The organism is Patescibacteria group bacterium (assembly GCA_041667185.1).
Lineage (GTDB): Bacteria > Patescibacteriota > Patescibacteriia > SG8-24 > SG8-24 > JBAYFM01.
On record JBAYFM010000015.1, the window covers coordinates 1 to 26,994 of the forward strand.

21 protein-coding genes are annotated in these 26,994 nt (G+C 61.4%); 8 read left to right on the forward strand and 13 right to left on the reverse strand.

The window, feature by feature from the left end:
* From WCT10_05305 to WCT10_05365, 13 genes are all read right to left on the reverse strand, one after another.
* Positions 1-533: hypothetical protein (locus tag WCT10_05305; GenBank protein MFA6604219.1), on the reverse strand; the 533-nt coding region annotated here is incomplete at its 3' end.
* 105 nt (positions 534-638) lie between these two features.
* Positions 639-4,148 carry a DNA polymerase III subunit alpha gene (locus tag WCT10_05310; protein MFA6604220.1) on the reverse strand — a complete coding sequence of 1,170 codons (3,510 nt, stop codon included), beginning with the start codon at positions 4,146-4,148 and terminating at the stop codon, positions 639-641.
* 413 nt (positions 4,149-4,561) lie between these two features.
* On the reverse strand, positions 4,562-5,131 hold the full coding sequence (locus WCT10_05315; protein MFA6604221.1) for a hypothetical protein: 570 nt from the start codon (positions 5,129-5,131) through the stop codon (positions 4,562-4,564).
* A gap of 454 nt (positions 5,132-5,585) precedes the next feature.
* Positions 5,586-6,251, reverse strand: a complete 666-nt coding sequence (locus WCT10_05320) for a hypothetical protein (protein MFA6604222.1) — start codon at positions 6,249-6,251, stop codon at positions 5,586-5,588.
* 231 nt (positions 6,252-6,482) lie between these two features.
* Positions 6,483-7,619: a J domain-containing protein gene (locus WCT10_05325; protein ID MFA6604223.1), complete on the reverse strand. Its 1,137-nt coding sequence runs from the start codon at positions 7,617-7,619 to the stop codon at positions 6,483-6,485.
* Between the two features lie 266 nt (positions 7,620-7,885).
* Positions 7,886-8,203: a hypothetical protein gene (locus tag WCT10_05330; protein MFA6604224.1), complete on the reverse strand. Its 318-nt coding sequence runs from the start codon at positions 8,201-8,203 to the stop codon at positions 7,886-7,888.
* Between the two features lie 195 nt (positions 8,204-8,398).
* Positions 8,399-9,739, reverse strand: coding sequence for a hypothetical protein (locus WCT10_05335; protein ID MFA6604225.1), 1,341 nt, complete (start codon positions 9,737-9,739; stop codon positions 8,399-8,401).
* 158 nt (positions 9,740-9,897) lie between these two features.
* Positions 9,898-12,321 (reverse strand): phenylalanine--tRNA ligase subunit beta, encoded by a 2,424-nt coding sequence (pheT, locus tag WCT10_05340; protein ID MFA6604226.1) that lies wholly within the window; start codon positions 12,319-12,321, stop codon positions 9,898-9,900.
* 15 nt (positions 12,322-12,336) lie between these two features.
* Entirely contained in the window at positions 12,337-12,711 is a 375-nt protein-coding gene (locus WCT10_05345) for a hypothetical protein (protein MFA6604227.1), read from the reverse strand.
* A gap of 7 nt (positions 12,712-12,718) precedes the next feature.
* Positions 12,719-13,780 carry a phenylalanine--tRNA ligase subunit alpha gene (pheS, locus tag WCT10_05350; protein ID MFA6604228.1) on the reverse strand — a complete coding sequence of 354 codons (1,062 nt, stop codon included), beginning with the start codon at positions 13,778-13,780 and terminating at the stop codon, positions 12,719-12,721.
* Positions 13,781-13,784: 4 nt separating this feature from the next.
* Positions 13,785-14,897: a site-2 protease family protein gene (locus tag WCT10_05355; GenBank protein MFA6604229.1), complete on the reverse strand. Its 1,113-nt coding sequence runs from the start codon at positions 14,895-14,897 to the stop codon at positions 13,785-13,787.
* Complete coding sequence (gene murI, locus WCT10_05360) at positions 14,894-15,676, reverse strand: glutamate racemase (protein MFA6604230.1); 783 nt, start codon at positions 15,674-15,676, stop codon at positions 14,894-14,896. Before murI ends, WCT10_05355 begins: the two co-directional genes overlap by 4 nt.
* A 185-nt stretch (positions 15,677-15,861) precedes the next feature.
* On the reverse strand, positions 15,862-17,238 hold the full coding sequence (locus WCT10_05365; GenBank protein ID MFA6604231.1) for a phosphomannomutase/phosphoglucomutase: 1,377 nt from the start codon (positions 17,236-17,238) through the stop codon (positions 15,862-15,864).
* Positions 17,239-17,398: 160 nt separating this feature from the next.
* Between WCT10_05365 and WCT10_05370 the strand changes: the two genes are divergently transcribed.
* The 8 genes from WCT10_05370 to radA all read left to right on the forward strand — a co-directional run bounded on the left by WCT10_05370 (position 17,399) and on the right by radA (position 26,994).
* Entirely contained in the window at positions 17,399-17,965 is a 567-nt protein-coding gene (locus WCT10_05370; protein ID MFA6604232.1) for a LemA family protein, read from the forward strand.
* A gap of 126 nt (positions 17,966-18,091) precedes the next feature.
* A complete protein-coding gene (locus WCT10_05375) occupies positions 18,092-18,991 on the forward strand; it encodes a M48 family metallopeptidase (protein ID MFA6604233.1) in 900 nt (299 codons plus the stop codon).
* Positions 18,992-19,075: 84 nt separating this feature from the next.
* Positions 19,076-21,646, forward strand: a complete 2,571-nt coding sequence (locus WCT10_05380; GenBank protein ID MFA6604234.1) for an ATP-dependent Clp protease ATP-binding subunit — start codon at positions 19,076-19,078, stop codon at positions 21,644-21,646.
* Complete coding sequence (locus WCT10_05385) at positions 21,627-22,340, forward strand: hypothetical protein (GenBank protein MFA6604235.1); 714 nt, start codon at positions 21,627-21,629, stop codon at positions 22,338-22,340. Before WCT10_05380 ends, WCT10_05385 begins: the two co-directional genes overlap by 20 nt.
* A 22-nt stretch (positions 22,341-22,362) precedes the next feature.
* Positions 22,363-23,577 (forward strand): hypothetical protein, encoded by a 1,215-nt coding sequence (locus tag WCT10_05390; protein MFA6604236.1) that lies wholly within the window; start codon positions 22,363-22,365, stop codon positions 23,575-23,577.
* A 28-nt stretch (positions 23,578-23,605) separates the two neighbouring features.
* Positions 23,606-24,310: a thioredoxin domain-containing protein gene (locus WCT10_05395; protein MFA6604237.1), complete on the forward strand. Its 705-nt coding sequence runs from the start codon at positions 23,606-23,608 to the stop codon at positions 24,308-24,310.
* Between the two features lie 10 nt (positions 24,311-24,320).
* On the forward strand, positions 24,321-25,556 hold the full coding sequence (locus WCT10_05400) for a hypothetical protein (GenBank protein MFA6604238.1): 1,236 nt from the start codon (positions 24,321-24,323) through the stop codon (positions 25,554-25,556).
* A 58-nt stretch (positions 25,557-25,614) separates the two neighbouring features.
* Positions 25,615-26,994 (forward strand): DNA repair protein RadA, encoded by a 1,380-nt coding sequence (radA, locus tag WCT10_05405; protein MFA6604239.1) that lies wholly within the window; start codon positions 25,615-25,617, stop codon positions 26,992-26,994.

The window sequence follows — 26,994 nt, forward strand, 5'->3', positions numbered from 1 at the left end:
CGCCTTCCGCCTTCCGCCTTCCGCCTTGCCGGGGATCCGGCATGACCGACCTCGCCGCCCAGGCCCGCGGCATCGGCGTAAGCTTCGACCTCGACCGAACCCTGGGCCGGCACGAGCACGGTCTTCTTGATCCGGAACAGCACGCCGGCGGGCGTGAGCAGCCGCGTCGTCGCCACGAGCGTCTGGGCGCGGCCGAGCGAACTCGAGATGCGGACGAAAGCGGTGGCGTGGGCGTCCATCTTGACGAGCGACGTCGAGGGAAAAGATTGGGTGAGCGTTTCCGTCGCTTCGAGGACATCGCCGGCGACGTCTCCCGGCGCCGGTTCGCGGGCCACGTCTACGATGAATTCCGACTTGACCGGCTCCTGCCGCGACAGGATGACGACCGTGGCCCGGGCGAAAATGACGTAAAGCGCGAGCCCGATGGTCCCGATGGTCAGCACGACGAAAACCGTCGCGATGCGGCGGTACAGATTGACGTGAGCGGCGGCGATGGCCGCCTGCTGGTCAGGAACCGGCTGGATGAGTTTCATGAGGTCAATATAACATAAAGAGACGGAGTGAGGGAGTACGGAAGTCAGGGAGAATCGACGCTCCCGGACTTCGTCTCTCCCTGACTCCGTCTCTTCCTCACTCCTCTACTCCGCCTGTACGGCCCCCTTGCCGACCACGGCCTCGATATCCTTGATGGTGTCGCCCGAGAATTCCACGTTGAAACTGGTCTCGATCCTCTTCGCACCCTGGGCCGAACGGGTGACGAGCACGACCCGGCGGTTGCCGGGATGTTCGGCGAGCACGCGCTTGAGTTCGTTGGCGAAAGACGGCCGCATGGACTCCGGCACTTCGACCAGGATGCGTTCCTGCTCGGAGCCGGCGCGGCGGGCGGAACCGAACGTTCCAGACCCCGACGACACCGCCATAGTGAGCATGTGTTTCAGATTCTCAGCCGTCTCCGGCGTGATCACGTAAGCCGCGTCACACAGCAATTTGGGTTCATTGTCTTTTTCGGAATATTTCCCCTGGATGATGACCGCGGCATCCTGGACCCACATCTCGGGATTCTTCTTGAAGATCGACGGGAAAACGACCACTTCGACGGAGCCCGTGACGTCGCCGACCTGGGCGAAGACCATGGGCTCGTTCTTCTTCGTGAGGATGTGCTTCTCCGTGAAGATCACGCCGCCGATGAAGATCGGGCCGGACTGGCCGCGCTTCGCTTCCATCTCCGAGACTTTGGTGAGCAGGTCGCCGAAATATTCGGCGTCCTCGCGGAACGGATGTTCGGAGACGTACAGGCCAAGGAGTTCGCGCTCCCAGGCGAGCTTCTCGCGCTTGGTGGCCGGCGGAACTTCCCGGAGCGTCATCGGCGCGCGCTCGGCGGCGACTGCGCCGGCCGCGAACAGGTTGAACTGGCCGGAGTCGGCGTCCTTCACCGCGGCCTTGTGATAGGTCAGGATGGTCTCGATGTTCGCGAGCAGCTGGTTGCGTTCGCCGAGCGAATCCAGGGCGCCGGAACGGATCAGCGCCTCGAGCGACTTCTTGTTGAAACTCTTCGTCCCGACGCGCGCGGCGAAATCGGCGATGTCCTTGAAGACCTGGCCGCTCCGCGCGCGCTCGGCGATGACCGCTTCGATCATGTCCGTACCGAGATTCTTGATGGCCGACAGGCCGAAGCGGATGTGCTGGTCGTCGATGTAAGTGAAATCGTTGCCGGAATGGTTGACGTCCGGCGGCAGCACTTCGATGCCCATCCGTCCGCACTCGGTCACGGCGCTGGTCACGGTCTCCATGTCGCCGGACGCGGACTCGGCCGAAAGCACGGCCGTCATGAACTCGGCCGGGTAGTTAGCCTTAAGATAGGCGGTGTGGTAGGCCACGACGGCGTAAGAAGCAGCGTGCGCTTTGTTGAAGCCGTAAGCCGCGAACGGTTTGATCAGCTCCCAGATCTGGTCGATGGTCTTCGGAGCGACGCTGTTCTTCTTGCAACCCTCGCGGAATTTGACCTCCTGCTTCGCCATCTCCTCCGGGATCTTCTTGCCCATGGCCTTGCGGAACTTGTCGGCCTCCATCCAGTCGTAGCCCGCGAGGTGGATGGCGGTGAGCATGACGTCGTCCTGATACACGAGCAATCCCAGCGACTCCTTCATGTAGCTCTCGGCGCGGGGCTCGAAATACTGGATGAGCGTCGGATCGTGCTTGCGGCGGATGTATTCGGGGATGGATTCCATCGGACCCGGACGGAACAGCGCCACCATGGCCATGATGTCGAAGATGGTCGTCGGTTTGAGTTCTTTGAGATAGCGCGTCATGCCCGAGCCACCGAGCTGAAAGAGGCCAGTGGTCTCGCCGCGGGCCATGAGCTCGAAGGCTTTCTTGTCGTCGAACGGCAACTTGTGCAGGTCGATGTCAACGCCCTTGGTGCGCTTGATGGTCTGGATGGCCTGACCGAGGATGGACAGGTTGCGGATACCGAGGAAGTCCATCTTCAGCACGCCGACGCCGTCTTCGCCGACCGCGTTCATTTCGAACTGGGTGATGATCTTGTCGCCGCCGGGCTCGCGCTGCAGCGGGACGTAATCCGTGAGCGGCGCCGGGGCGATGACGACGCCGGCCGCGTGCACCGACACGTGCCGCGCGCAGCCTTCGACCTTCCTCGCGAGCTCGATGGTCTGGGCGACCGACGGGTCGGTGTCGATGAGATCCTTGAGTTCCGGAGTTTCCTTGACGGCCCGATCGATGGTCATGGTGAAGCCCTGGCTGCCGAACGGGATCAGTTTCGCGACCCGATCCACGAGCGACAGCTGCAGGCCGAGCGCGCGGCCGACGTCGCGGACCGCGGCGCGGGCGGCCATGGTGCCGAACGTGCCGATCTGGGCCACGCGGTCGCTGCCGTATTTTTGCGTGACGTAAGCGATGACCTCGTCGCGGCGGTCGTCGGCGAAGTCCACGTCGATATCCGGCGCGGAGGGGCGGAACGGGTTCAGGAAGCGCTCGAACGGCAGCTTGAAATAGAGCGGGTTCACCGGGACGATATCGATGGCGTAGGAGACGAGCGAGCCGGCGGCCGAACCGCGGGTGGTGGAGACGATCCCCTGCTCGCGGGACCAGTGGACGTAATCGGAGACGACGAGGAAATAGACCGCGTAGCCTTTCTTGGCGATGACCTCGAGCTCGTAGTCCATGCGCTGGCGGATGTCGTCCGTGATCTCCGGGATCTTCGTGGCGATGCCGGCGTAGGCGCGCTCGCGCAAGACCGTGTCAAAGGTCTGGCCCTCCGGGATCGGGTACGCGGGGAATTTCCATTTGCCGATCTCGATCTCGACCGTGCAGCGCTCGGCGATCTTCGCGGTGTTCTCTACGGCCTCGGGGATGTCGGCAAAGGCTTTCTCCATCTGCTCGCCGCTCGTGAACGAATAATCCACGCCCGTCGAGCGGTCGCGGTCATCCTGGTGGACGGTCTTGCCGGCGCCGATGCAGACGAGGACGTCATGGGCCTCGGCGTCGTCCGGCGTGAGATAGTGGACATCCTTGGTCGCGACGAGCGGCGCGCCGGTCTCTTTGGAGAGTCTGACCAGGTCGGCGTTGCGCGCGCGCTGTTCGTCGAGCTCGGGGTGATCCTGCAGTTCCAGGAAAAAATTATCCGGTCCGAAGATCTCGCGGTATTCCTTGACGAGCGCGACGGCCTTGTCCCAATCGAGCGCTTCGAGCGCCTTGCAGACATCGCCTTTGAGACCGCCAGAGAGGCAGATGATCCCTTTGCCGTACTGGCGCAGCAGATCCTTGTCCACGCGCGGCTTGTAATAAAAACCGTCGAGATGCGCGATGCTCGTGAGTTTGAGGAGGTTCTTGTAGCCATCGAGATTCTCGGCCAAAAGCACGATCTGGAACGGCCGGTCGTCGATGCGCGGCCGGCGGTCGGAGATCTTGTTGGCCGCGAGATAAGCCTCGAAGCCGATGATCGGCTTGATCTCGGCTTTCTTGCAGGCTTTATAGAATTCAATGATGCCGTAAAGCGCGCCATTATCAGTGATGGCGCAGGCGGTCATGCCCAGTTCTTTGGCCCGCTTCGCGAGCGCGTCCGGCTGCGGCAGGGCCTTGAGAAGCGAGTACGAGCTGTGGACGTGGAGATGGACGAATTTGGAGGACATTTTCGGACGTTGCCAGTGGAGTATTTCTAAGCCCAAGTGTACTTAATTCCGGACGTTCAGGGAAGCGGGGTGTGGGAGCGGTGGAGTGCTGGAGTGCGGAAGTGCTGGAGTGCTGGAGTTTGTGTCGATCTCCCCGACTCCAGAACTTCAGTACTCCTACACTCCGTCTCTCCCGCACTCCCCCACTTCCATCCTCGGTGCCTGACACCGAGGGGACAGACATCGCAGGTTACGACATCATTTTTAAGCTTATTCAATGACGCTTCGGTGTCAGGCACCAAAGGTGCCTGACACCGAAGGACTCCCACACTCCGTCTCTCCCTGACTTCGCCTCTCCCCAACTTCGTCTCTTTCACTAAAGAAAAGCGCCGGGCCGCAAGGGTGCGGTCCGGCGCTAAGGTGTGGCGCGGGCGTTAGGCTTTGAGAATGAACCAAGTTCCCGGCTCGTCGATCTTCTCCCCGATGATGGGATTCTTGGCCGCGAAACGGATGCTCGATCCGAGCTTGGCAGCCTGCGTGTCGTCGTTGGTGAAAGTAAAACCAAGACGAGCGAAGCACAGATCGTAGAGTTCCCGGTGGATGATCCAGAGGTCGTGCCCAAGGCTGCTCCGAAGGCTGTCCTCAAGATCGCTTCGGAGGTGGAGCATCGCCGAGCTGATCTCGATGCTGCGCCAGCGATCGGGCGCGAGGCGCGACCTGAGGCGGTCGCTGAAATCAATCAGCTGGAGATTCCCGAACAGCGACTCGGTCTCCGAATGCAGCTGGGCGGCCGAAAGGAAAACGATTTTCTGGACCTCTTTGCCCGTAGCCATCCCGATGACCCAGCTAGCCACGAATTCGTCAGGATCGTCTCCGAAGATGAACTTGCCGGACTCGACCTGCTGGAAGAGATCTTCAAGGTCAGCCACGGCCTGTTGCGCCTGGTCGGCGCTGACATTGTGAGTTGTAAGGAGCTGCTTGAGCTGTTGGCGATTGACGGTCATGATCCACTCCTTTTACCGACTGTTTTGCGATTTTGCGGCTGGTCCGGATACTCCCCGGAATTAAATGGTCACTTTTTATAATGACCCGTCAAATTAGCAAAAAAAGGCGCTGGTGTCAAGGTGGCTGGGAGATACGGAGTCAAGGAGTGACGGAGTCATGGAGCTATCAAATCTCCCTGACTTCGTCTCTCCATGACTTCAGCACTCCAGCACCCCCGCACTCTCCATCTTCCTGTGCCCCCCTCGGTGCCTGACACCAAGGGGACAGACATCGCAGGTTACGATATCATTTTTAAGCTTATTCAATGACGCTTCGGTGTCAGGCACCAAAGGTGCCTGACACCGAAGGACGGAAGTACTGGAGCCCGAACATCTCCCCTGACTCCGTCTCTTTCGCTAAAGAAAAGCGCCGGGCCGCAAGGGTGCGGTCCGGCGCTAAGGTGTAGCACTGGCGTCAGGCTGTGAGGACGATCCAGGTGCCGTGCTCTGCGGCTTTCTGGCCGAGAACAGGATTCGTCGCCATGAGCCTGATGAGCGGCACAAGCTCAGTCGCCTCCGTCTTTCTGCCGACCAAGAGCAAACCCAGGTAGCAGAAGAGACAATACCAGTAATTATTCCTGAGTCGGCCGTCGATCGTGGTCCCGGTCAAACTCTTCAAAAAACTGAACCACTGATCATGCCGGAGCTTGGCCCAGAAGTTCTGGCCAGGATTGGAAAGAATCGAACCAAAGCTCTCCTGAAGGCAATCACCCAGACCGGCGCTGAGTTTTTCACCCAATGCTTCGTTCAGGCCGCAGATATATCTGAAACCCAAGTGCGAAGCCAGGCTCGGCCCGAAACTCTTATTGACGCAGTCCGTGAGAGCGATCTCGGACATCCAATCCGGCTTGTCGAGCGGCTGTGAAACGGACAGGAACGCCACTTTTTCGACCGGCAAACCCGTGGCCATCCTGATGGCCGCCGCGGCCGCCTCATGATCGGACCCGGCGCTGATCATGAACTCCCCGGTCTTGGCCCACTGGCACAGCAAAGCCAGATTAGCCATAACGTCGACGATGTCGACTTGTCTGACGCCGTGCTTGGTAAGGAACTCCTTCAGACGCTTGCGATTGAATGGCATCCGCACCTCCTATGTCTGACGCGATTACATACAATCCGGGCTCCATGACTGGAACCATCGACTCGAGTATGAGCGACTGGAAAAATTAGCGTATTTTAGGTGTTTTGTCAAGGTGGCCGAGGAGGAGTGGGGTGATTTGAGAGAGTGCAGGAGTGAGGGAGTGCTGGAGGGCTGGAACGACGTGGCGGAATCAAAAAAAGCAAGCCACGAAGGCTTGCTTGAGGCGAGCATCTAAACCAGACGCTCGAAGTGTTTGAGGACCGCTCGTTCGAGCTGTGACTTGAGTTCCAAGCCTTCCTGAAACTCCAGCCGCAGGATGTTGGCGCCGCCGGCGATCCAAAGACGGGCCGCTTCCGGGTCGTCGAGCTTGGCCAGCTCTGCGGCGCTGACGCCGTCGTCAGGTCCGATCGACGCGGTATCGGTCAGGCAAAAGGCCAGCCATACCGCCTTGCCGCCGGCCTGCATCCTGACCGCGAGCCGCGGGAACATCTCCGGTTGCGGCGGATCGTAGACCCCGGCGACGGCTTCGAGCCGCTGAGCCGCGACCTCGGCGCGCACCTTGGCCGCTTCACGGATCTCACCGGCCGCGGCATCGAAACGCTTTTCAGCCTGGGCTTGGTAAAGCGCCAGCGCGCCGGCCGGATCATCCTTGATCGTCTGAACGCGAGCCGCTCCCCCGTCGCCCAGCAGTTTGATCTCGCCCGCAGCGCACAGTTGGAGCGTCCGCTCGGCGCCGATCTTCACCTGCGCACGCGCCTCCTCGAGACGCCGCTCGACGGTCGCGACATGATCACTGTCTGCCTGCTCGTCGACCGGCTGGTTCTCGATACCGGCGCGGTTCCAGGCCAAGCCCTCCTTCAGGGACAGGTACAGATCCTTCTTGGCCAATGCCTGGCGATAAGCCTCGGCGACTTCAGGCGTCGGCTCGGGCGAAGCTTGATACATTTTCTCGATGACCGAGAACATGGCTTCGTCGTGGCCGGAGAATTGCCTGGCCATGGCTTCGGACTTGTCACCCGATTCCGCGCCCTCGCCTTCGAACAAGGTCTCGGGCCGGAAACGCGGCCGGCTGAGATCAATGATCGGCAGGCCGTTCGCGCTCACCGGACCGTCCCAGGCCGCGAGCTTGGCGTCATACGCCTGGCGCGCGGCGGGATCGGACAGCAGTCTGTAAGCCTCGACGATGAGCCGCGACTTCTCCAGAGCCGCCTGCTTCATTTCCGGCGCCAGACCTTCGTAGCGGTCCGGGTGGTATTGAAGCTGCTTTTCGCGGTAGGCGCGATGAAGGTCGTCGGACGAAGCGTCACGGGCAACGCCCAGCAAAGCATAGTAGTCGATCAGATAATCCAGCCCCTGAATAGCGTCCATGTTGGCCTCCGGGTCGGGTAAGTGAAAGGAACGACAGGTAAATCTTCCATGAAAACCGGCGATTGTCAATGAAAGGTGGGACGAGAGAGTGCGGGAGTGCAGAAGTGCAGGAGTCATGGAGTGATCAAATCTCCCTGACTTCGTCTCTCCCTGACTCCGAGACTTAACCACTCCCACACTCCCCCACTCCTACACTTCAGCACTCCAGCACTCCCGCACTCTCCGGCACAAAAAACGCCCCCGCTGGGGGGCGCTGCTGGTGAAATTTATTCTTCCTGCGAGCTGGTTTTTTTCTTGCCCGCGCGGCGTTTCTGGGCGCGCTCCTGCATCGCCCACATGACGATCTCTTTGACCGCCTGGGCCAGGATCGTGAGCGACGCGGCCGAATGTTCGAATTTTTCCTTGATCGTGTGCGTGACATCCTCGACCTTGGTCACCGCGTTCTTCACCTGGCGCACCAGCGCTTCGGCATCGCGGAACAGCGCGATCCAGTAATAAAGCAGCCGGGAAAGAAAGATCGTGAGCCAGAGCGCTGAGAGGGCCAGGACCACGAACAGCAGGTCTTTGGTGGTTTCGAGGGTCATAAATAAGGTCAACTTAAGAACTTATATCTGAATTATACCACCAGCTGGCCCAGCGACCTAATAGCCGACCAGCCATCAAAAACAGTCTGGCCCGGCGAATAGAAAACGACCCCATCCAGACGGACGGGGTCGTATTATGCTGAGGGTGCCGAACCAAGGAGGCAATCCGTCACTGACAGAGACGGGGTCGCTAGCTTAGTTGCATTCGCCCAAATTATCGTTGTGCACCAAGTGCACATTGGCGGCGTAGTAGCCGACGCACATGGTGTCGGCGGAGACGGGATCGCCTGGCGGGATGTGGCAGATGTAGACTTCGCCCGCCGTGCAGGTCGCGTCGTTGCCATTGTCCGTGCTGAGCAGACACTGGCCCATCCAACAGACCAGAACACTGGAGCAGTCGGCGTCAGTGACGCAGTCGGTGGGCGGCCGCTGGCAGACGTTGTTCACGCAGACGAGCTGGTCGAAACAATCGCCGTCGGCTGAACAGGTTTCACCAAGCTGTGCTTGGCCTTCGCAGACATTGCTCACGCAAAGCTGACCTGTCGGACAATCGCCATCAACGGCGCATTCCCCTGTGACCGGTTCCGCGCAGGCGCTGCTTTCGCAGAGCAGCCCGGTTTGACAATCGCCGGTCTCAGAACAAGCTCCGCCGACCGGCTGCGGATCGCCGCAGGTACTGGTCAGGCAGACGAGTCCGGTCTGGCAGTCGCCATCCTCGGAACACGTTCCACCCGACGGTTGCGGATCGCCGCAAACGCTGGCGAGGCAAACCTGGCCCGATGAACAATCGCCATCAACAGTACAGCTCGTCACGACGACCGGTTCCGCGCAGGCGCTGCTTTCGCAGAGCAGCCCGGCTTGGCAATCGCCGTCATCGAGGCATCCGCCTCCGACCGGCTGCTTCGCCTGGCAAGCGCTGTTCAGACAGATGAGTCCGGTCTGGCAGTCGCCATCCTCGGAACACGTCCCGCCCGACGGTTGCGGATCGCCGCAAACGACGTGCAGACAGACCTGATTCTGCGGACAGTCGGCGTCAGCGGTGCAATCCACCGTGACGACCGGTTCCGCGCAAGCGCTGCTTTCGCAGAGCAGCCCGGCTTGGCAATCGCCGTCATCGAGGCACCCGCCTCCGACCGGCTGCTTCGCCTGGCAAGCGCTGTTCAGACAAATGAGTCCGGCCTGACAGTCGCCATCCTCGGAACAAGCGCCTCCCGACGGTTGCGGATCAGTACAAGCATCATGGTTGCAGATCTGCGTCGAAGAACAATCGTTGTCCTGAACACAGCTGTTGTCGGCAACCTCGGCGATGCAGGTCTCATCCTGACAGACGTAACCCGCGTCGCAATCCGCATTGCTGACGCAATCCGGAACGGTGACGTCAACGCAAGCGTGGTCAACGCAGACCTGGGTGTCTGCGCAGTCGGCTTGGTCGTTGCAACGATCAGATGTCCTGCCGGAAGGCGTCCTGCGATGGCAGCCGAAGCTCAATACTGAAACCACGATTACGAAAGCCACGAAACAATTGAATCGGAACATGTTCGCCTCCTAGTTGGGATTGTTTGGTAAAGAACGAGAACCGCATAATGTAGCAGATTTAACCTAATATGTCAAGCCTGAACCCTCCTTAATTGCCTTATTTAAGTCAAAAAACGGACCCGCAGGCCCGCTTATTTGATTGATGACTGGACGGCCGGCTAAACCCGCAACGCGGCGCCGAATCTTTCGGTCAAAATCTGCACGATACCAGCCACGGTCTTGTCGGCGTCCTCGGCCGTGAGCGTGCGGTCGGCGCTCGCGAGCGTCAGATGAAAAGCCAGGCTCTTCTTGCCGGCCCCGAGATTCTCGCCGCGATAGACGTCAAAGAGTTCCATATCTGCGACGAGCGGACTGGCGGACCTGACCGTTGCGGCAACCTCTCCGTACTCCACCCGCTCATTCACGACGATGGCCATATCGCGGCGCACTGGCGGGAACGGCGAGACCGGGATGTAGCGCTTCCCTGGCTTGGCCGCGGCCAGCGCGGAGCGCAAGTCGAGTTCGAAGACCATGACCGCGCCATCAACGCCGAACTTCTGCAACACGGCCGGATGGATCTCGCCGAGCGTGCCAAGCGCTGTTTCGCCCGCCATGATCCTGGCGCTGCGGCCCGGATGCCACAGGCGCTCATCGGCGGCGACGCGCTCCAACCGGATATCCAGCAGACCGGCCAGCTTGGCGTAAGATTCAAAAACACCCTTGATCAGACGGAACTGCTCCTCCGGCGGCAAACCATGCGCGTAATAAGCGGCCTGGAACATCGGGTGCTCGTCCGGCAACTGGCCGGCGCGGGCGGGATAAACGTTGCTCACTTCGAACAGCCGGCCCGAAGGATATGCGCCCTGATTCGCCTTGACCGCCATGAGCAAGCCCGGCAGCAGGCTGGGCCGCATGTATTCGAAATCCTGCGACAACGGATTGGCGATCTTCTGGCAGGACGCGACGTTGAAACCGCATTTTTCCAAAACCTCGGCGGACACGAACGAATAGGTCACGAGCTCCGTAAAACCGGCGCCGCGCAAGAACTCGCGGATATCATCCTCGGCGCGCAAGATCGGACTCGGCGGCTCCAGCGGAATCTCGCCCGTCGGCAGGACCGAAGGCAGATTGTGATAACCGTGGATGCGGGCGATCTCTTCGGCAAAATCACGCTCACCCTCGATGTCGCGCTCGCGCCAATACGGCACCGTGACCTCGTATTTCGCCTTATCCGCGCGGCCGCTCCGGGGCGAAATGCCGAAACCCAAGGACCGCAGGATGGCAAGCATCCGATGTTTGGGGATCTTCACGCCGATCAATTGTTCGGCCTTGGCCGGACGGAAAACGTGTTTGACTTTCTTGTGCTGGGCGACCCGCTCATCAATGACATGGCTCGCGACGCGACCGCAGGCAATCTCCTGACACAATTCCACAGCGCGGGCCAAAGAAGCGTTCGTCTGCTCGTCCGGCAGGCCTTTCTCATAGCGCAAGGAAGCATCCGTGTGCGCGTTGAGACCCCGGGCCGTGCGCCGCACGGCCACCGGATCGAAACAAGCGGATTCGAAAACAATAGTCTTAGTCTCGGCGGTCACGGACGACGCCTCGCCGCCGATGACGCCGGCGACCGCCATGGGTTTCTCCGCGTCGGCGATGACCAGGTCCTCGGCGCGCAGTTCGACCTCGCGACCATCCAGGATCTTCAGCTTCTCCCCCGCCTTGGCGGCGCGCACCACGATCGTCTGGCCGGCGATGCGCTCGTAATCAAAAGCGTGCAGCGGCTGGCCGTATTCGAGCATGACGTAATTGGTGATGTCGACGATGTTGTTGATCGGCCGCAAGCCGGAGAGGCGCAGGCGATTCTTGAGCCACCACGGCGACGGACCGAGACAGATGTTGTCGACGACCACGGCCTCATAGCGCGTGCAGAGCTTGGGTGCCAGATTCTTGACCTCGAGTTCGCGATGCTTCGCCGTCTTCGAGACCGACGGGACCACCGGCTCTTTCCAGACGAACTTCAATCCCAGGATAGCAGCCGCTTCGCGCGCGAGACCGACGACCGAAAAGGCGTCCGGCCGATTGGTGGTCACTTCAATGTCGAAAACGGTGTCATCGAGCCCTAGGGCCTTGGCGAAAGCCGTGCCTGGCTTGGCCTTGCACCAGCTGAGGTCGAGGATCTCCTTCTCGGCGTGCGGGAACGCGTCGCCGAGGCCGATCTCGGACGCGGCGCAGATCATCCCCTCGCTCTTCACGCCGCGGATCTCCGTCGGCGCGAGGATGACGGGCTCGCCCTGGCCGTGCCAGCGGACGCTCGCGCCCGCGAGCGCGACGACAACCTTCATGCCGACGCTCAGGTTGCTGCCGCCGCAGACGAGATCAATCTTCCGCTTGCCGATATCCGTTTTGACGATCCGAAGCTTGTCCGCGTTCGGATGCGGCTCAACCGCCAGGATCTGGCCGATCACCAGATGATCGTACAGCTGCGCCTGCGGATACTGCCGTTCGACCGACGGTCCGCACAACGAAACCTGGCGCGCAAAAACATCGGCGCTTCCCTTGAAAGCCACGTATTCCTTGAGCCAGTTGTAGGACGTCAGGATGTTCACAAAATCACGAAGGGATCAGGCCGCGGGCGGTTGCGGCGGCATGGCCGGACCGCCGGCGCTGCCGGCTCCCGGACGCTTGATCAGGAAATAGTACAGCAAAGCCGCGAGCCAATGAAGCTGGATCAGGATGCTCAGGACCAGGATGACGAGCCAGGTGTTCTTATCCGGCCAATCGCGCTTGGCGCAATCGATGATCATCAGCACCCAGAAGACCAGGAAACCGATCATGAGCAGGGCCGCGAGCGCGAAAAAACCGAAGAGGCCGAGGATGACGATCGGAATGGCCGCTGAATTCGCCATCCGGGTCGAACCAGCGGCCGCGGACGCGAAAGGCGCGAACGCCAGAGCGGCGGCAACGACAATCTTTCCGAAAGTCCTGGAGCTGAACATACGCCGGCTAGAATTGTTTCAGGAAATTAAAATCGCCGTTGTAGAGCTCGCGGATGTCCGGGATCTTCAATCCGGCTTTCATCATCATGGTCCGTTCCACGCCCCAGCCGAAAGCGAAACCACCCCACTCTTCGGAGTCGATGTTGCCAGCCTTGAGTACGTTGGGGTGGACCATGCCGGCGCCGCCGAGTTCGAGCCAGCCATCCTTGCAGAGGCGGCACTTGCCGCCGTCGTCGAGTCTGCCGGTGCCGTGACAGATGCCACAGGAAATATCAACCTCAAAACTTGGCTCAGTGAAGCGAAAATGGAAGGGTCGGAGCCGGGTCTTCCGCTCCGGTCCGAAAAAAGTCGCGGCGAAATAATCGAGCACGCCCTTGAGATGTGTGACGGAAATGCCTTTATCTATAAGTAACCCTTCGAATTGGTGGAACATCGGCACGTGCGAAACGTCCATCTGACGGCGATAGCACTTGGAGATGCTGATCATCCTGATCGGCAGCGGCCGGCGCTCCATCTCCCGGACCTGGCCCGAAGAAGTGTGCGGGGTGAGCACCATGCGGCCATGCTTGGGATGGCGGGGCGCGTCAATGAAGAAAGTCTCCCACTCGTCCCGCGCCGGATGATCCGGCGGCATGTTCAGCGCCTCGAACGCGTACCAATCCCAATCGACTTCCGGATGGCGGGCGCGATAAAAACCGATGCGGCTGAAGATTTCCGTGACCTCCTTGATCGCCTGGCTAGTGAGATGCAGATGACCCTCGGGCGGCCGGATCCCCGGCAGCGTCACGTCGAGCCAGCCCTCTTCGGCCAGAGCCTTGAAGGACGCGGCTTGGAGTTCCTGTCTTTTGGCGGCGAACAACGACTGCAGCCGGACCTTGGTCTCGTTCACTTTCTGGCCGGCGGCGCGGCGTTCCTCGGGAGCGAGCTCTCCTAATCCCTTGAGCAGACCCGCGAATTCGCTCTTGCGTCCGAGTTCGACCATCTCCAGCGCATCCAAATCAGCCAGGTTCTTGGCCTGGTTCAAAGCGGTCTCGATACGTTGGCTGAGTTGCTCAAGCTGTGCGAGCATAAGGTCAGGAGCCAAAAATAGAGGACGCGGCTCCTAAAATTCGGTCCCCGAATTTTAGCACATCCCGGGCCGTTATGACGAGCACCAGGGTGATCAGGATCATGAAACCGATGTTGTGGATCATCGTCTCGACCCGCGCGGCCACCGGCCGGCGGCGGAGACGTTCGAGCGCCAGGAAGAACAGGCGTCCGCCGTCGAGCGCCGGGAACGGCAGGATATTGATGACTGCCAGATTGATCGACAGGAGCGCGACGAACTGCAGCAGGTGGAGGAAGCCCATCTCCATGACCTCGGCCGTCATGACGGCGATGCCGACCGGACCCGAGAGGTCGACCGAGACCTTGTGCGCGGTGAACAGGTCGCCGATGATGCCGCCGAAAGCGCCGAAGATCGCCTTGACGAGATAACCGGTGGTCACGAGACCCTGCACCGGAGCGATATACCAGGGATAGGAGACCAGGCCCGTGCGCATGACCGCGATGCCGATGCCGGCGCGATCGGTCCCGGAAAGTTTTTCCGGCGTGACCGCGAGCTCCAGCGGTTCGCCGGAACGGACGAGGGCGAGCGTGATCGGAGCGCCTTCTTTTTCAGCGGTGAAATTGCGGAACGAGTCCGGATCAGCGACCGGCAGGGAGTCCGCCTGTGCGATGACGTCGCCGACCTTGATCCCGGCGCGGCTGGCCGGAGAATCCGGCAGCACGGAATAGACCTGAATCTCGGTGGAGATGACCCGCGCCGAGGGCGGCAGATTCTCGAGCGCCTGCGGCAGGCCGAGCATGAAGCCGGCGGAAAGCAGCATCCAAGCCAGAAGCAGGTTCATGGTGACGCCGGCGCCGATGACGAGGGCGCGCGCGCCGGTGCCGCGGGACGCGAAGCTGTCGCGATCGCGGGAATTCTCGCCGGCCTCGCCTTTGATCTTCACGAAGCCGCCGAGCGGGATCCAATTGAGGGAATAGATCGTGTCCTTGAATTTGACGCCGAAAATGCGGGGCGGAAAACCGAAGCCGAACTCTTCGACGCTGATGCCGAGCAGTTTGGCGGTCGCGAAATGGCCCAGCTCATGGACGAACACGAGCAAGGACAGGACGGCGATGAAAATCACGATGGTCCAGATCATTCGAGTTTGACCTCCTGGAGGTCGATGGGGCCGCCGAGCCAGTCAGCGGCAAGATGTGAAAAATGTCCGGTGCGGTCGCTGACGAAGAATTTCCGCCGGCCGCGCTGGTCCATCCGCCGGTCGAGTTCCGGATGCGCGGACAAGTATTCTTTCAGGGCCGCGGCGGTTTCGCGGGCCGGATCGACGAGCCGGACGTCCGGCAATTCTTTGGCGATGAGCGGCCGTAGGAACGGATAATGCGTGCAGCCGAGGATCAGGGAATCGATCCCGCGCTTCCGGAGCGGCGCGATGTATTTAGCGACAACCATGCGCGTTTCCGGCTCTTGGAGCCACCCTTCTTCAACAAGCGGCACGAAGAGTGGGCAGGCCTGACCATACACCTTTGTGCGCGGCCTGGCCAGTCTCATTTTCTCGGCGTAGATGCCGCTCTCGACAGTGGCGCGCGTCCCGATGACGCCGACCCTCCCCCGCGTCACCGCCGCGGCGCGTTCGACGGCCGGCGCGACCACTTCGAACAGCGGCACTTTCAGTTTGCGCCGCAGCGTGGCGATCGCCAGCGCGGAAGCGGTGTTGCAAGCGACGACGATGACCTTCGCGCCTTTCGAGACCAGGAACTCGGCATCCTGCAAAGAATATCTGACGACCGTCTTCGGACTTTTGTTGCCGTAGGGCGTGCGCGCGGTGTCGCCGAAATAGACCACGGAGTAGCCGGGCAATTGCCGGAATATTTCCTTGACGACGGTGAGTCCGCCGATGCCGGAGTCGAAGACGCCGATCATGTGGGAGTGCAGGAGTGCAGGAGTGCAGGAGAGACGGAGTTAATGATCTCCGTATCTCCGCCTCTCCCTGACTCCGTCTCTGTTCATTAACTTTGTCTTAAGGGAGTTGCGGAGTCAGGGAGAGACGTAGTGGCGGAGTCGGATGACTCCGTCTCTTCGCAACTCCATGACTCCGTCTCTGTCCATTAACTTTGTCTTATCAACTTCAACAGTTCCTCCCGTTTTGCCTCCATTTTCGATTTCGATTTTGCCTCTAGGTTGAGCCTCAAAAGCGGTTCCGTATTGGAGGCGCGGACGCTGAACCACCAATCCTCGCTAGGTCGATCCTGGTCCCGAAAATCCATCCTGACGCCGTCGATCCTGATGACCGCCGCAGCCTCGCGGCCGTAGACCTCTTCGACTTTCGCCAGCACCGCGTCCTTGTCCGCTACCTCGAAATTCATCTCCCCGGAATGATGGTAACGCCGGAGCGGCGCGACGAGCTCGGACAATTTCTTGCCGGTCTCGGACATCAGCTCCATCACGAGCAGCATCACGAGATCCGAGGATTCAGCATTATAAAAATCGCGGAAATAAAAATGGTTGGACAACTCGCCGGCGAAGACCGCCTTGTCCTGGCGCATCTGCGGCTTGATGAGTCCGTGCCCGACGCGGCACATGACCGCCCGGCCGCCGGCGCGTTCGATCTCTTCGGCCGCGACCAGACTCTCGCGCACGTCGTACAGGACCGCTGTGCCAGGCGGTTCTTTCTTGAGCAGCCGCGGCGCGAGCAAAGCCAGGATGAGGTCGCCGCGCACTACGTTCCCAAGCTCGTCAACGAGACCGACACGGTCGGCGTCGCCATCGAACGCCACGCCAAAATCCGCGCGCTGGCGCCGGATCTCCGCTTTCAGCGCGTCCAGGGTTTCCTCTTTGAGCGGGTTAGCCTCGTGATTCGGGAAATTGCCGTCGAGGTCTAGGAACAGGCCGGTCAGCTCGCACTTGGGCAGCCGCTCAAAGATCTCTTTGATGATGACGCCCTCCATGCCGTTACCGGTATCAACAACGACCTTGAGCGGCCGGAACTTGCTCGCGTCGACCTGGCGGAACAGCCGTTCGAGATAAGCCGCCCGGATGTCGGTCTCCACGATCTGTCCGCGGGCCTGCTCCGGATACGGTCCCTGGAGCGCCAGATCGCGCACATCGTAGATTCCGGACGCGGCCCCGATCGGCATCACGTCGCCGTGGCACAATTTGAAACCGTTGTACTGCTTGGGGTTGTGCGAGGCCGTGACCATCACGCCGGCGTCGTGCAGTTCGTAGTCGCCGACCGCGAAGTAGAACATCGGGGTCGTCACGAGTCCGACGTCAATGATATCCGCGCCCTGCCCCAGGACGCCGTCGGCGAAGGTCTCGAAAAGCTGTGGCGTCGACTCGCGCATGTCCTTGCCGACCACGAGCGTCTTGGCGCCGGTGAACCTGACTGCGGCCTGGCCGACCAGCCTGGCGCCGGCAGCGTCGAGTTCGGTCGGCACCACGCCCCGGATGTCGTAAGCCTTAAAGATCTTCGGAAGCAGGGTCATATTTACTTATTATTATCCGGAGGTCGCGGGCGCCAAATCTTCCACAGCCGCCTATTTTGACCTCAAGAGGCGTTTTCCGTATAATTCATAATATAGTATCTATAAATAAGTAAGCAACTCTAATCGGTTTTGGCCCGTTTGCGGCCGCCTACAACGCGTTATGTCAACCCCTACTCTCATCCTGCTGGTCGTCGGCCTGGTCGTTGCCGCAGCCGTCGTCTGGATCGTCGCCGTCTATAACGGCCTGATTACTCTCAAAAACCGCACCGAGGAAGCCTGGTCCGACATCGACGTGCAGCTCAAGCGCCGCTATGACCTGATCCCGAACCTGGTCGAGACCGTCAAAGGCTACGCTCGCCACGAATCTCAGACCATGGAGAAGGTCATCGCGGCCCGCGCCGCGGCCATGGGCGCTCAGACCACCGCCGCCAAAGCTGACGCCGAAAACGCGCTCTCCCAGACCCTGAAGTCGCTCTTCGCCGTCGTCGAAGCCTACCCGGACCTCAAGGCCAACCAGAACTTCCTCCAGCTCCAGGACGACCTGAAGGACGCCGAAGACAAGATCCAGGCCGCGCGCCGGTTCTACAACGCCAACGTCCGCGACTTCAACACCAAGATCGAGGTTTTCCCGGATAACATCATCGCCAGCAACCTGAACTTCAAGAAATACGATTTCTTCGAGATCACGAACGCCGCCGAACGGGAGAACGTGCAGGTGAAGTTCTAAAATGAAGTTACGGAGTCAAGGAGTTACGGAGAGACGGAGTCATGGAGCATCTGATTCTCCCCCCGCTCCGCCACGTCGTTCGCGAACGACGTGACTCCGTCTCTCCCTGACTCCCCTGCTTCCCTCATGACCACCTACGACTTCGTCGCCGCCAATAAAAGAAAGACCGCTCTGCTCATGGCGGTCTTCTTGGCGGTCGTGATCGGCCTCGGCTGGTGGCTGGACCGGACCTATAATGGCGGCGGATTCTACATCGCCCTTGCCGTCATCTATTCGACCGGCTCGGCGCTCGTGAGCTACTACGCCGGCGACAAGGTCGCCCTCGCCACCTCCGGCGCCCGGCCGGTGACCGAGACTGACAATCCCTATCTCGTGCGGATGGTCGACAACCTCTGCATCTCGGTCGGCCTGCCGAAGCCGCGTGTCTACGTCATCGACGACCCGGCGATCAACGCCTTCGCGACCGGCCGCGATCCGGCGCACGCTTCGATCGCCGTCACGAGCGGCGCGATCCAGAAACTCGCCAACGAGGAACTCGAAGGCGTGCTGGCCCACGAACTGTCCCACATCCGCAACTATGACATCCGGCTCATGATGATGGTCGTAGTCCTCGTCGGCACCGTCATGCTGCTAGCCGACTGGTTCTTCCGGATCTCTTTCTCCGGCCGCAACCGGCGCGATAACGACCATGGCGGCAACGGCCTGTTCGCCATCATCGGCCTCGTGCTCGTGATCCTGGCTCCGATTCTCGCCCAATTGATCAAGTTCGCTGTTTCCCGACGGCGCGAATATCTGGCCGACGCTTCCGGCGCGCTCATCACCCGCTTCCCCGAAGGCCTGGCCCGTGCGCTCGCCAAGATCGAAGCGGACGCGCGACCGCTGGCCGGCGCTTCGGCGGCGACCGCTCATCTCTACTTCGCCAATCCCTTTTCCGGACGCGCCGTCGCCAATCTTTTTTCCACTCACCCGCCGATTGCGGAACGCATCGCCGCCCTGGCGAAAATGTCCGGTCCGACGAATATCTAATCAGATATCGGGGCCGAGGAGCGCTGAAGCCGGAAGGACTCCGGCGCTCCCCGATTCCCATATTCTCAAACTTCCCCACTCCTTATGGCCGACATCCTCGAAAAATTCACCGCGCATCTGAAGAACGTCCTGGCCAAGGGCTACTCCCTGGCCGTGGAACTCGACTCGCTGTCGATCGGCCCCGAACATCTGCTCCTGGCGCTGCTCCAGCAGAAAGGCAGCGTCGGCGGCGAGCTGCTGCGCAAGACCGAAGTCGGCACCGAGGAGATCCGCCGCGTGCTGCGTCTCTCCGACGAGCTGCTGCGCCGCGACGGCGGCGACGCCTCGGGCGGCGGCCCTCGGCTGTCCGCGGACGCCAAACGCGCCGTCGAAAAAGCCGTGCTCACGGCCAACGTCAACGAACACAAATATGTCGGCACCGAACACCTGCTCGCGGGAATCTTGCAGATCGACTCGCCGGCCATCGAGGCGATCCTGAGCGAGCAGAACATCAACTCGGCCGAACTGCGCGCCAAAGTGGATACGATGCTCAAGAGCACTTCCAAATTCCCGGAGATCACCGAGACCTTCGAGGGTTCCAAGACGCCCAAGGACCGCAAAAAAGAACTCGCCGAAGATGAAGCCGCGAAGACCGACGCCAAGAAACGTCCGACCGCCAAATCGCCGAAATCCCAGGCGCTGGAATTCTTTTCGGTCGACCTCACCGACCGCAAGGCTCAGGAAAACATCGACCCGGTCATCGGCCGCGACAAAGAGATCGAGCGGCTGGTCCAGATCCTCTGCCGCCGCACGAAGAACAACCCCGTGCTGCTGGGCGAGGCCGGCGTCGGCAAGACCGCGATCGTCGAAGGGCTCGCCAAGCGCATCCTCGCGGGCGACGTGCCGGAGGTGCTCGCTGGCAAGCGCATCCTGTCTTTGGACCTCGGCATGATCATCGCCGGCACCATCTATCGCGGCGAATTCGAGAGCCGGGTCAAACAGATCATCGACGAGGTGAAAAGCGATCCGGACATCATCCTGTTCATCGACGAACTGCATAACATCACCGGGGCCGGTTCGACCTCGGGTTCGCTCGACGCCGCCAACATCCTGAAGCCGGCGCTCGCCCGCGGCGACCTGCGCTGCATCGGCGCCACGACGCCGGCCGAATTCAAGAAAAGCATCGAATCCGACGCCGCGCTCGAGCGCCGCTTCCAGCCGATCATCGTCGAACCGCCGTCGCCCGAGGTCACGGTCGAGATCCTGCGCGGCCTCCGCGATAATTACGAACACTACCACGGCGTGAAGATCACGGACGACGCCATCGAAGCGGCGGTGAAATTCTCCGACCGCTACGTGCAGGACCGCTTCCTGCCGGACAAGGCCATCGACCTCATGGACGAAGCCGCCGCCTGCGTCCGCGTGTCATACCATGGCGAAACCGACGCCAAGAAACTCCAGGCGCTGGAAGATGATCTCCAGAAGATCGGCCGCCGCAAGCAGAAAGCCGTCACGACCGAGAATTTCATCGAGGCACTGGAATTGCAATCGAAGGAAAAAGCGCTCGAAGCCGACATCGCCGGACTGAAGCGTCAGGACAAAACCGGCCGCCGTCCGGTCATCGGCGAGATCGGCCGCCGGGACATCGCCGCGGTAATTTCCCGCGCCACCGGCATCCCGATCACCGACCTGTTGAAAGAAGAAAAGGCCCGCCTGCTCAAACTCGAGGAGACGCTCCGCGCCCACATCATCGGCCAGGACGAGGCGGTCACAGCCGTGGCGGAACTCGTCCGCCGCGCCAAAGCCGGCATCGCGAGTCCGAACCGGCCGCTCGCCTCTTTCCTGTTCCTTGGCCCCTCGGGCGTCGGCAAGACCGAACTCGCCAAGACCCTGGCCGTCGAGGTCCTGCAGGATCCGGAAGCGCTCGTCCGCATCGACATGTCCGAATTCGCCGAGGGTTTCAACGTCTCGAAACTCATCGGCGCGCCAGCCGGCTACGTCGGCTACAAGGACCGGACCAAACTCACGGACGTGGTCAAGCGCAAACCGCACTCGATCGTGCTGTTCGACGAGATCGAGAAAGCCCACGGCGAGATCCATAACCTGCTGCTGCAGATCCTGGAGGACGGGCACATCACCGACGCCACGGGCCGCAAGATCAATTTCAAGAACGCCATCATCGTCATGACCTCGAACGTCGGCGCCAGCAAGATCGGCCAGACGGACATCGGCTTCGGCTCGGCGAACGCCGGCGAATACAGCGCGGACCAGATCCGCGACGCGAACTCCGAGGTCATGAAGGAACTGGAAAGATCCTTCCGGCCGGAATTCCTGAACCGCATCGACAAGATCATCTCTTTCAAACCGCTGGCGAAGAAAGATCTGGAATTCATCGCCCGCCTACAGCTCGGCGAGCTCGCCGGTCGGCTCGAACGCGACTACGGCATCAGACTCGCGGTCGACGCCAAAGCCGCGGAACTCATCGCCGAGCGCAGCTGGAACCCGCTCTACGGCGCCCGCGGCGTGCGGCGGCAGATTCAGGACCTGATCGAGAATCCCCTCTCCCGCGAACTGCTCGCTGAAAAATTCGTCCGTGGCGAAACTGTGACGGTCAAACGCAAAGAAGATCAATTGATCCTGGCTAAGCGCCAAACCCATGCCCGCGTCGCCGGCTGAACAATCGAGACCGGAAGCACTGAACGACGGCGCCGCGCGCCGCCGCCAGCTTGAGACGCAAAGATTGTCCGCGCTCGCCGCTTCGACGTCCCAGCGGATATCCCTGCCGGCGGACCGATCGGAATCACTGCCCGTCGGCGATGACGGTTCAGCGCGAGGACGTCGCAGCCAGCTCGAAAACCAAAGATTGCAGACCGTCCGCGCCCAGTCGTCCGAAACCCAGACGGCGGCGACAAACGGCAACGCCGAAGCGGCTGCACAACCAACCTCGAAATCCGGCGGCGGCCAGGCCACCATCAACAAAGCCGTGAAAGCGATGACTAAGCGTTACATGATCTACGCAGGAATCGTCGGCTGGTACTTCCTGGATATAACCGGCACGATCCACCTCATGATCCATAAGTTTCTCACCGATCGGCATGTCATTGATGCCGCCGCGGCTTTCCAGAATTCACCCTCGACCGGTGCCGCGATAAGCATGGCTGGCGGTCCGAGCATTCCGGAGGGGCTCCAAAAGATCCTTAAAAAAGCCGACTTGTTACTGAGGGTTGAGTGGTTGCTGGCGTCGCTGTTGCTGTCCTTGCAGTTATTCGTATATCTGATCATCCTCGCGATCTCCACGATCACGATCGCATGTTCCAACCCGTTAACCGCCACTGTCTGCGCTTACGCGGCCATTAAAATCGCCTTCTAAACAGCCGAACCGGATCAACCTTATGAATTTCAAAAAGATACTTTTACTCCTCGGTCTGCTCGCGATCGCCGTCGGCGTCGGCTTTTTCATCTATTATCTTTTCTTCGGTCCGGTCGGCGGACCCGCGATCGTCGCGCCGCCAGCCGCGAACGTCAACGCTCCGGTCACGCCGCTGCCGCCCTCCCCGACCGGCGGGCCAGCCCGGCCGACCGCGCCGGTAACCGGAGAATTGCCGCCAGGCCTGTCCGCGGTGGCGAACGGCGGACTGACACTCGTCAAACCGGTCACCAACGCTCCGGCCACCGGAGCCGCAATCACGAGCAACGGCGACCTCAGCTACTACAACCGCACTGACGGAAAATTCTACCGCCGCCTGCCCGACGGCCAAGTGGTCCCGCTGTCCGAGAAAGTCTTCTACAACGCCTCTGGCGTGACCTTCGACCCGGCCGGCAGTAAAGCCATCATCGAATATCCCGACGGTTCGAATATCATGTACGACTTCAACAGCAGCCGCCAGGTCACGCTGCCGGCGCATTGGGAAGCCTTCGATTTCTCCCCGTCCGGAGAGCAGATGGCCGCGAAAAGCATCGGCACTGACGCCAGCAACCGCTATCTGGTCATCTCGAACCCCGACGGCAGCGGCGCGCGAGCCGTCCAGGAACTCGGCGAAAACGCCGACAAGGTCAATGTCGCCTGGTCGCCCAGCAATCAGATCGTCGCCACCGCGAGCACTGGAGAATTCCAAGGACTCGACAGCCGCGAGATCTTCTTCATCGGGCAATATCATGAGAACTTCAAATCCATGACGGTCGAGGGGTTCGATTTTCGGCCGCGCTGGTCGCCGACCGGCGAACAGTTGCTCTACAGCGCCGCGAGCACCCGATCCGATTACAAGCCGACCTTGTGGCTGGTCGACGCGAGCGGCGACAACATCGGCAGCAACCGCCACACTCTGAACGTGAATACCTGGGCTGATAAATGCACCTTCGCGGACAGCGCCACCGTCTTCTGCGCCGTGCCGACCAGCATGCCGCGCGGCGCCGGCCTACAGCCCGCTGTCGTCGATGATACGCCGGATAATATCATCAAGATCGACCTGATCACCGGCTTGCAGACCAAGATCGCCGAACCCGAAGGCAGCCACACCATCAAAGAACTCATCCTTTCGCCGGACGGCAAGACCCTCTATTTCACCGACAAGGCCAGCGGAATCCTGAACGAGATCAAGCTGCAGTGACGATCCGGCAATACCTGATCCCACCACCATGCGCAAACCTTCCATCTTCATCGCCATCACCGGACTGATCGCCGCCCTGGTCCTGTTCCTCTATGCGCTGTCGGCCCTGCCTCCGGAAAACCCGGAAGCGAAAAAAACCGACCTCGGCTCCGGCGCGGCCGGAACCACCGCGGCTGGCACGCTGACGCAACCCAAGGTCGAATTCGGAAATCCCATGCGCGGTCCGGCCAACGCCCCGGTCACGATCGTCGTCTTCGGCGACTATCTTTGCGCCCCCTGCGCGACGCTCGACGGCTGGCTCGGAGAGATCACTAAGGAATTCCCGGATTCGGTGCGCGTGGTCTGGAAAGATTTCCCCCACTCGACCAACCAACTGACGACGGGAACCGTGGCCGCCATCGCCGCCCGCTGCGCGGCTGCCTATGGAGCTTTCTGGGAATATCACGACCGGCTGCTGGCCGAAGCCCAGAGCCTCGACCAGAGTACCTATGGCCGCATCGCGTCCGAGCTGGGGCTTGATCTGGATTCTTTCACGCGCTGTCTCAATGACCGGTCGACGCTGCCGCTCATCGAACGCGACATCAACGAAGGGATCGGGTTGAACATCGATTCGACGCCTTACGCCTTCATCAACAGCCAGCGGATGTCCGGCGCGGAAAGCTATGTTTCCCTGCATCAGCTGGTCGCCGACGAACTCGCGAAAGCTCCGGCCAAAACCCTGGATTTCAAATAACGCCTGACCTATGACCGATCGGCAAATGAAAAAAGCGGCGCTGCTGCCGATCGTCCTGATCGCCGGCTGGCTGCTCTTGGGGACCGCCGCGGCGCTCGCTCAACAGGAGGCGACGTCTTCGCGACCGACCGTCACCTCTGACGTCAACACCGGCATCACCATCACTCCCGGCACCAGGCCGCAACCAGCCGTGTCCAGCGCGCCGACGCTGAGCGTCCCCGTGCCGGACATCCAGCTGCAGTCTCCCCGACTGATCGAGGTCGAAGGAAAAAAATACATCGACATTCCCTGGATCGCCGACTATGTCGCCGGCGCTTTCAAATACGCAGTCGGCATCGCCGCGATCCTCGCCGCGGTCATGATGATGATCGGCGGCTTCCAATATCTCACGGCCGGCGGCGACACCGGCCAGGTCATGAAAGGCAAAGAAAAGATAACCAATGCCATCCTGGGCCTTTCCATTCTCCTGGCTTCCTACCTCGTCCTCGCCACGGTCAATCCGGAACTGGTCAATCTGAGCGCTCTCCGGGTCCGTTATATCGAGACGGTCAGCTTCAAGCTTGAAGCTGACATGTTCGAGGCCGAAGAACTCAACGCTCTGCCGCCGGGAACCCGGGTCTGCGGTCAGGGAGCCGACGTCATGGCCATGCGCGCTGACTGCCGCCGGTGGTGCGCGGCGCACCCGGACCCGAGGACCTGGCCCGAATATCCGACGAGTCTGGTGCCGCTGACCGAGGCTATTCCCCAAGACATCCCCGGGGTCAAGCCGAACATGGGCACCTACGCGACCCCTGACATGATTGCGGCTTTGCGCCGGGTCGGCGAGATAGCGACTGGCAGGAACTCGAACTACTACGTCGTTGTCACGTCTTCGGGCCGGAGACTGAGCACCATATTAGGCCTCATCTGCGCGACCTTCGAACCGACCTCCGGAAAAGATCCGAATGATTATCTGTTCAGCCTGATCGGGCCGCCGAACACCACGCCGCGAGGCCACGCGGCCGGCCGGTCCGTGGACCTCTTCCTGTGCGACAAGTCCGGCGCGCAACTACTGACCTGCGGCGCCAGGACCAATCCCCGGGACCCGAACTACCAGGGCAACTCCGAGTGGCGCGAAGGCGCCCAGATCCTGAGCCAGATCATGACCGAGGCCGGCTTCACGCGCTATGCTAAAGAGATCTGGCATTTCGATCTGGGCGGCAACGGCTGTTCCTATCCGAGCTGCCCCTTCCCGCCGCCCCGATGATCCCGCGGCCGGAAAAACTTGACAGCTGCCGTCCAAAAAAGTAACTTCGCCCCGTCTTATGCCCAAACAATCACAGACGGTCTATCTCTGTTCCAAATGCGACGCCCAGAGCCCCAAGTGGACCGGGCAATGTTTGGAATGCGGCTCCTGGGGCACTCTGGCGCTCGCGGTGCCGGCCGGCGGAACTGAACGCAAACAAGCGGCTCCTCGCGCGGCCGCGGCTTCAGTCAGCCTCAAGGACGTGGCCGGCAGCGGCGAGAAACGCCTGCGCTCCGGCATCGGCGAGGTCGACCGCGTCTTCGGCGGCGGCATCGTGCTCGGCTCCGTGACGCTCCTCGGCGGCGAGCCCGGCATCGGCAAATCGACCCTGGCGCTCGAACTCTGCGCCGCCCTCGCGAAGCAGACCGGCGCCAAGATTGCCTACGTCTCCGGCGAAGAATCCGCCGCCCAGGTCAAGATGCGCGCCGACCGGCTGAAGCTCGACCAGACGAACATTTTTTTCATCAATGAGACCGGCGTCGGTGCCATCGCCGGAGCGCTGGAGAAGCTCCATCCCGCTTTCGCGGTCATCGATTCCGTGCAGACCATCTACGACGAGGATATCCCCTCGGAGGCCGGCGCGGTCAACCAGCTCCGAGGTGCTGCCGCGACGCTCACCGCTTTCGCCAAACGCGCCGACCTGCCGCTGCTGCTCATCGGCCACGTCACCAAGGACGGTCAGGTCGCCGGACCGAAGACACTCGAACACGTCGTTGACGCGGTCCTGACCTTCGAAGGCGAACGCAGCCATCCGCTCCGGGTCCTGCGCTGCCTCAAGAACCGCTTCGGTTCGACTGACGAGACCGGCGTCTTCGACATGACCGAGACCGGGCTCAAAGAGATCAAGAATCCCTCCGCCTACCTGCTCGAAGAACGCCAGCCGGGCATGCCCGGCTCGGCCGTCTGCTGCGTCATCGAAGGGACGCGGCCGATCCTGATCGAGATCCAGGCGCTCGTCCGACGCACCGCTTTCGGCTATCCGGTCCGGCGGGCCACAGGCCTCGACCAGGCGCGCCTGGAGATGCTCGTCGCCGTCCTGACCAAGCGCGAGGGCGCTGACCTGGCCTCGTCCGACGTCTATGTGAACGTCGTCGGCGGACTGAAGGTCCGCGAGCCGGCCGCTGATCTCGCAGTGGCCGCGGCGATCGTCTCTGCCTACGCCGACGCTCCCTTGCCGGCCGACGCCGCCATCTGGGGCGAGATCGGACTCGGCGGTGAGGTCCGCTCCGTGATCTCGAGCGAACGCCGCGTCGCCGAAGCCGCGAGCCTCGGCATCCGCCGCATCATCACTTCCCTGCCGCGCGCCTCCAAGATCAAGATCCCCGCCGGAACCGACGTCATCGAGATCCGCTCGGTCCACGACCTCCACGCCCTGCTCGCCGGCCGCAAACCGCGCTGA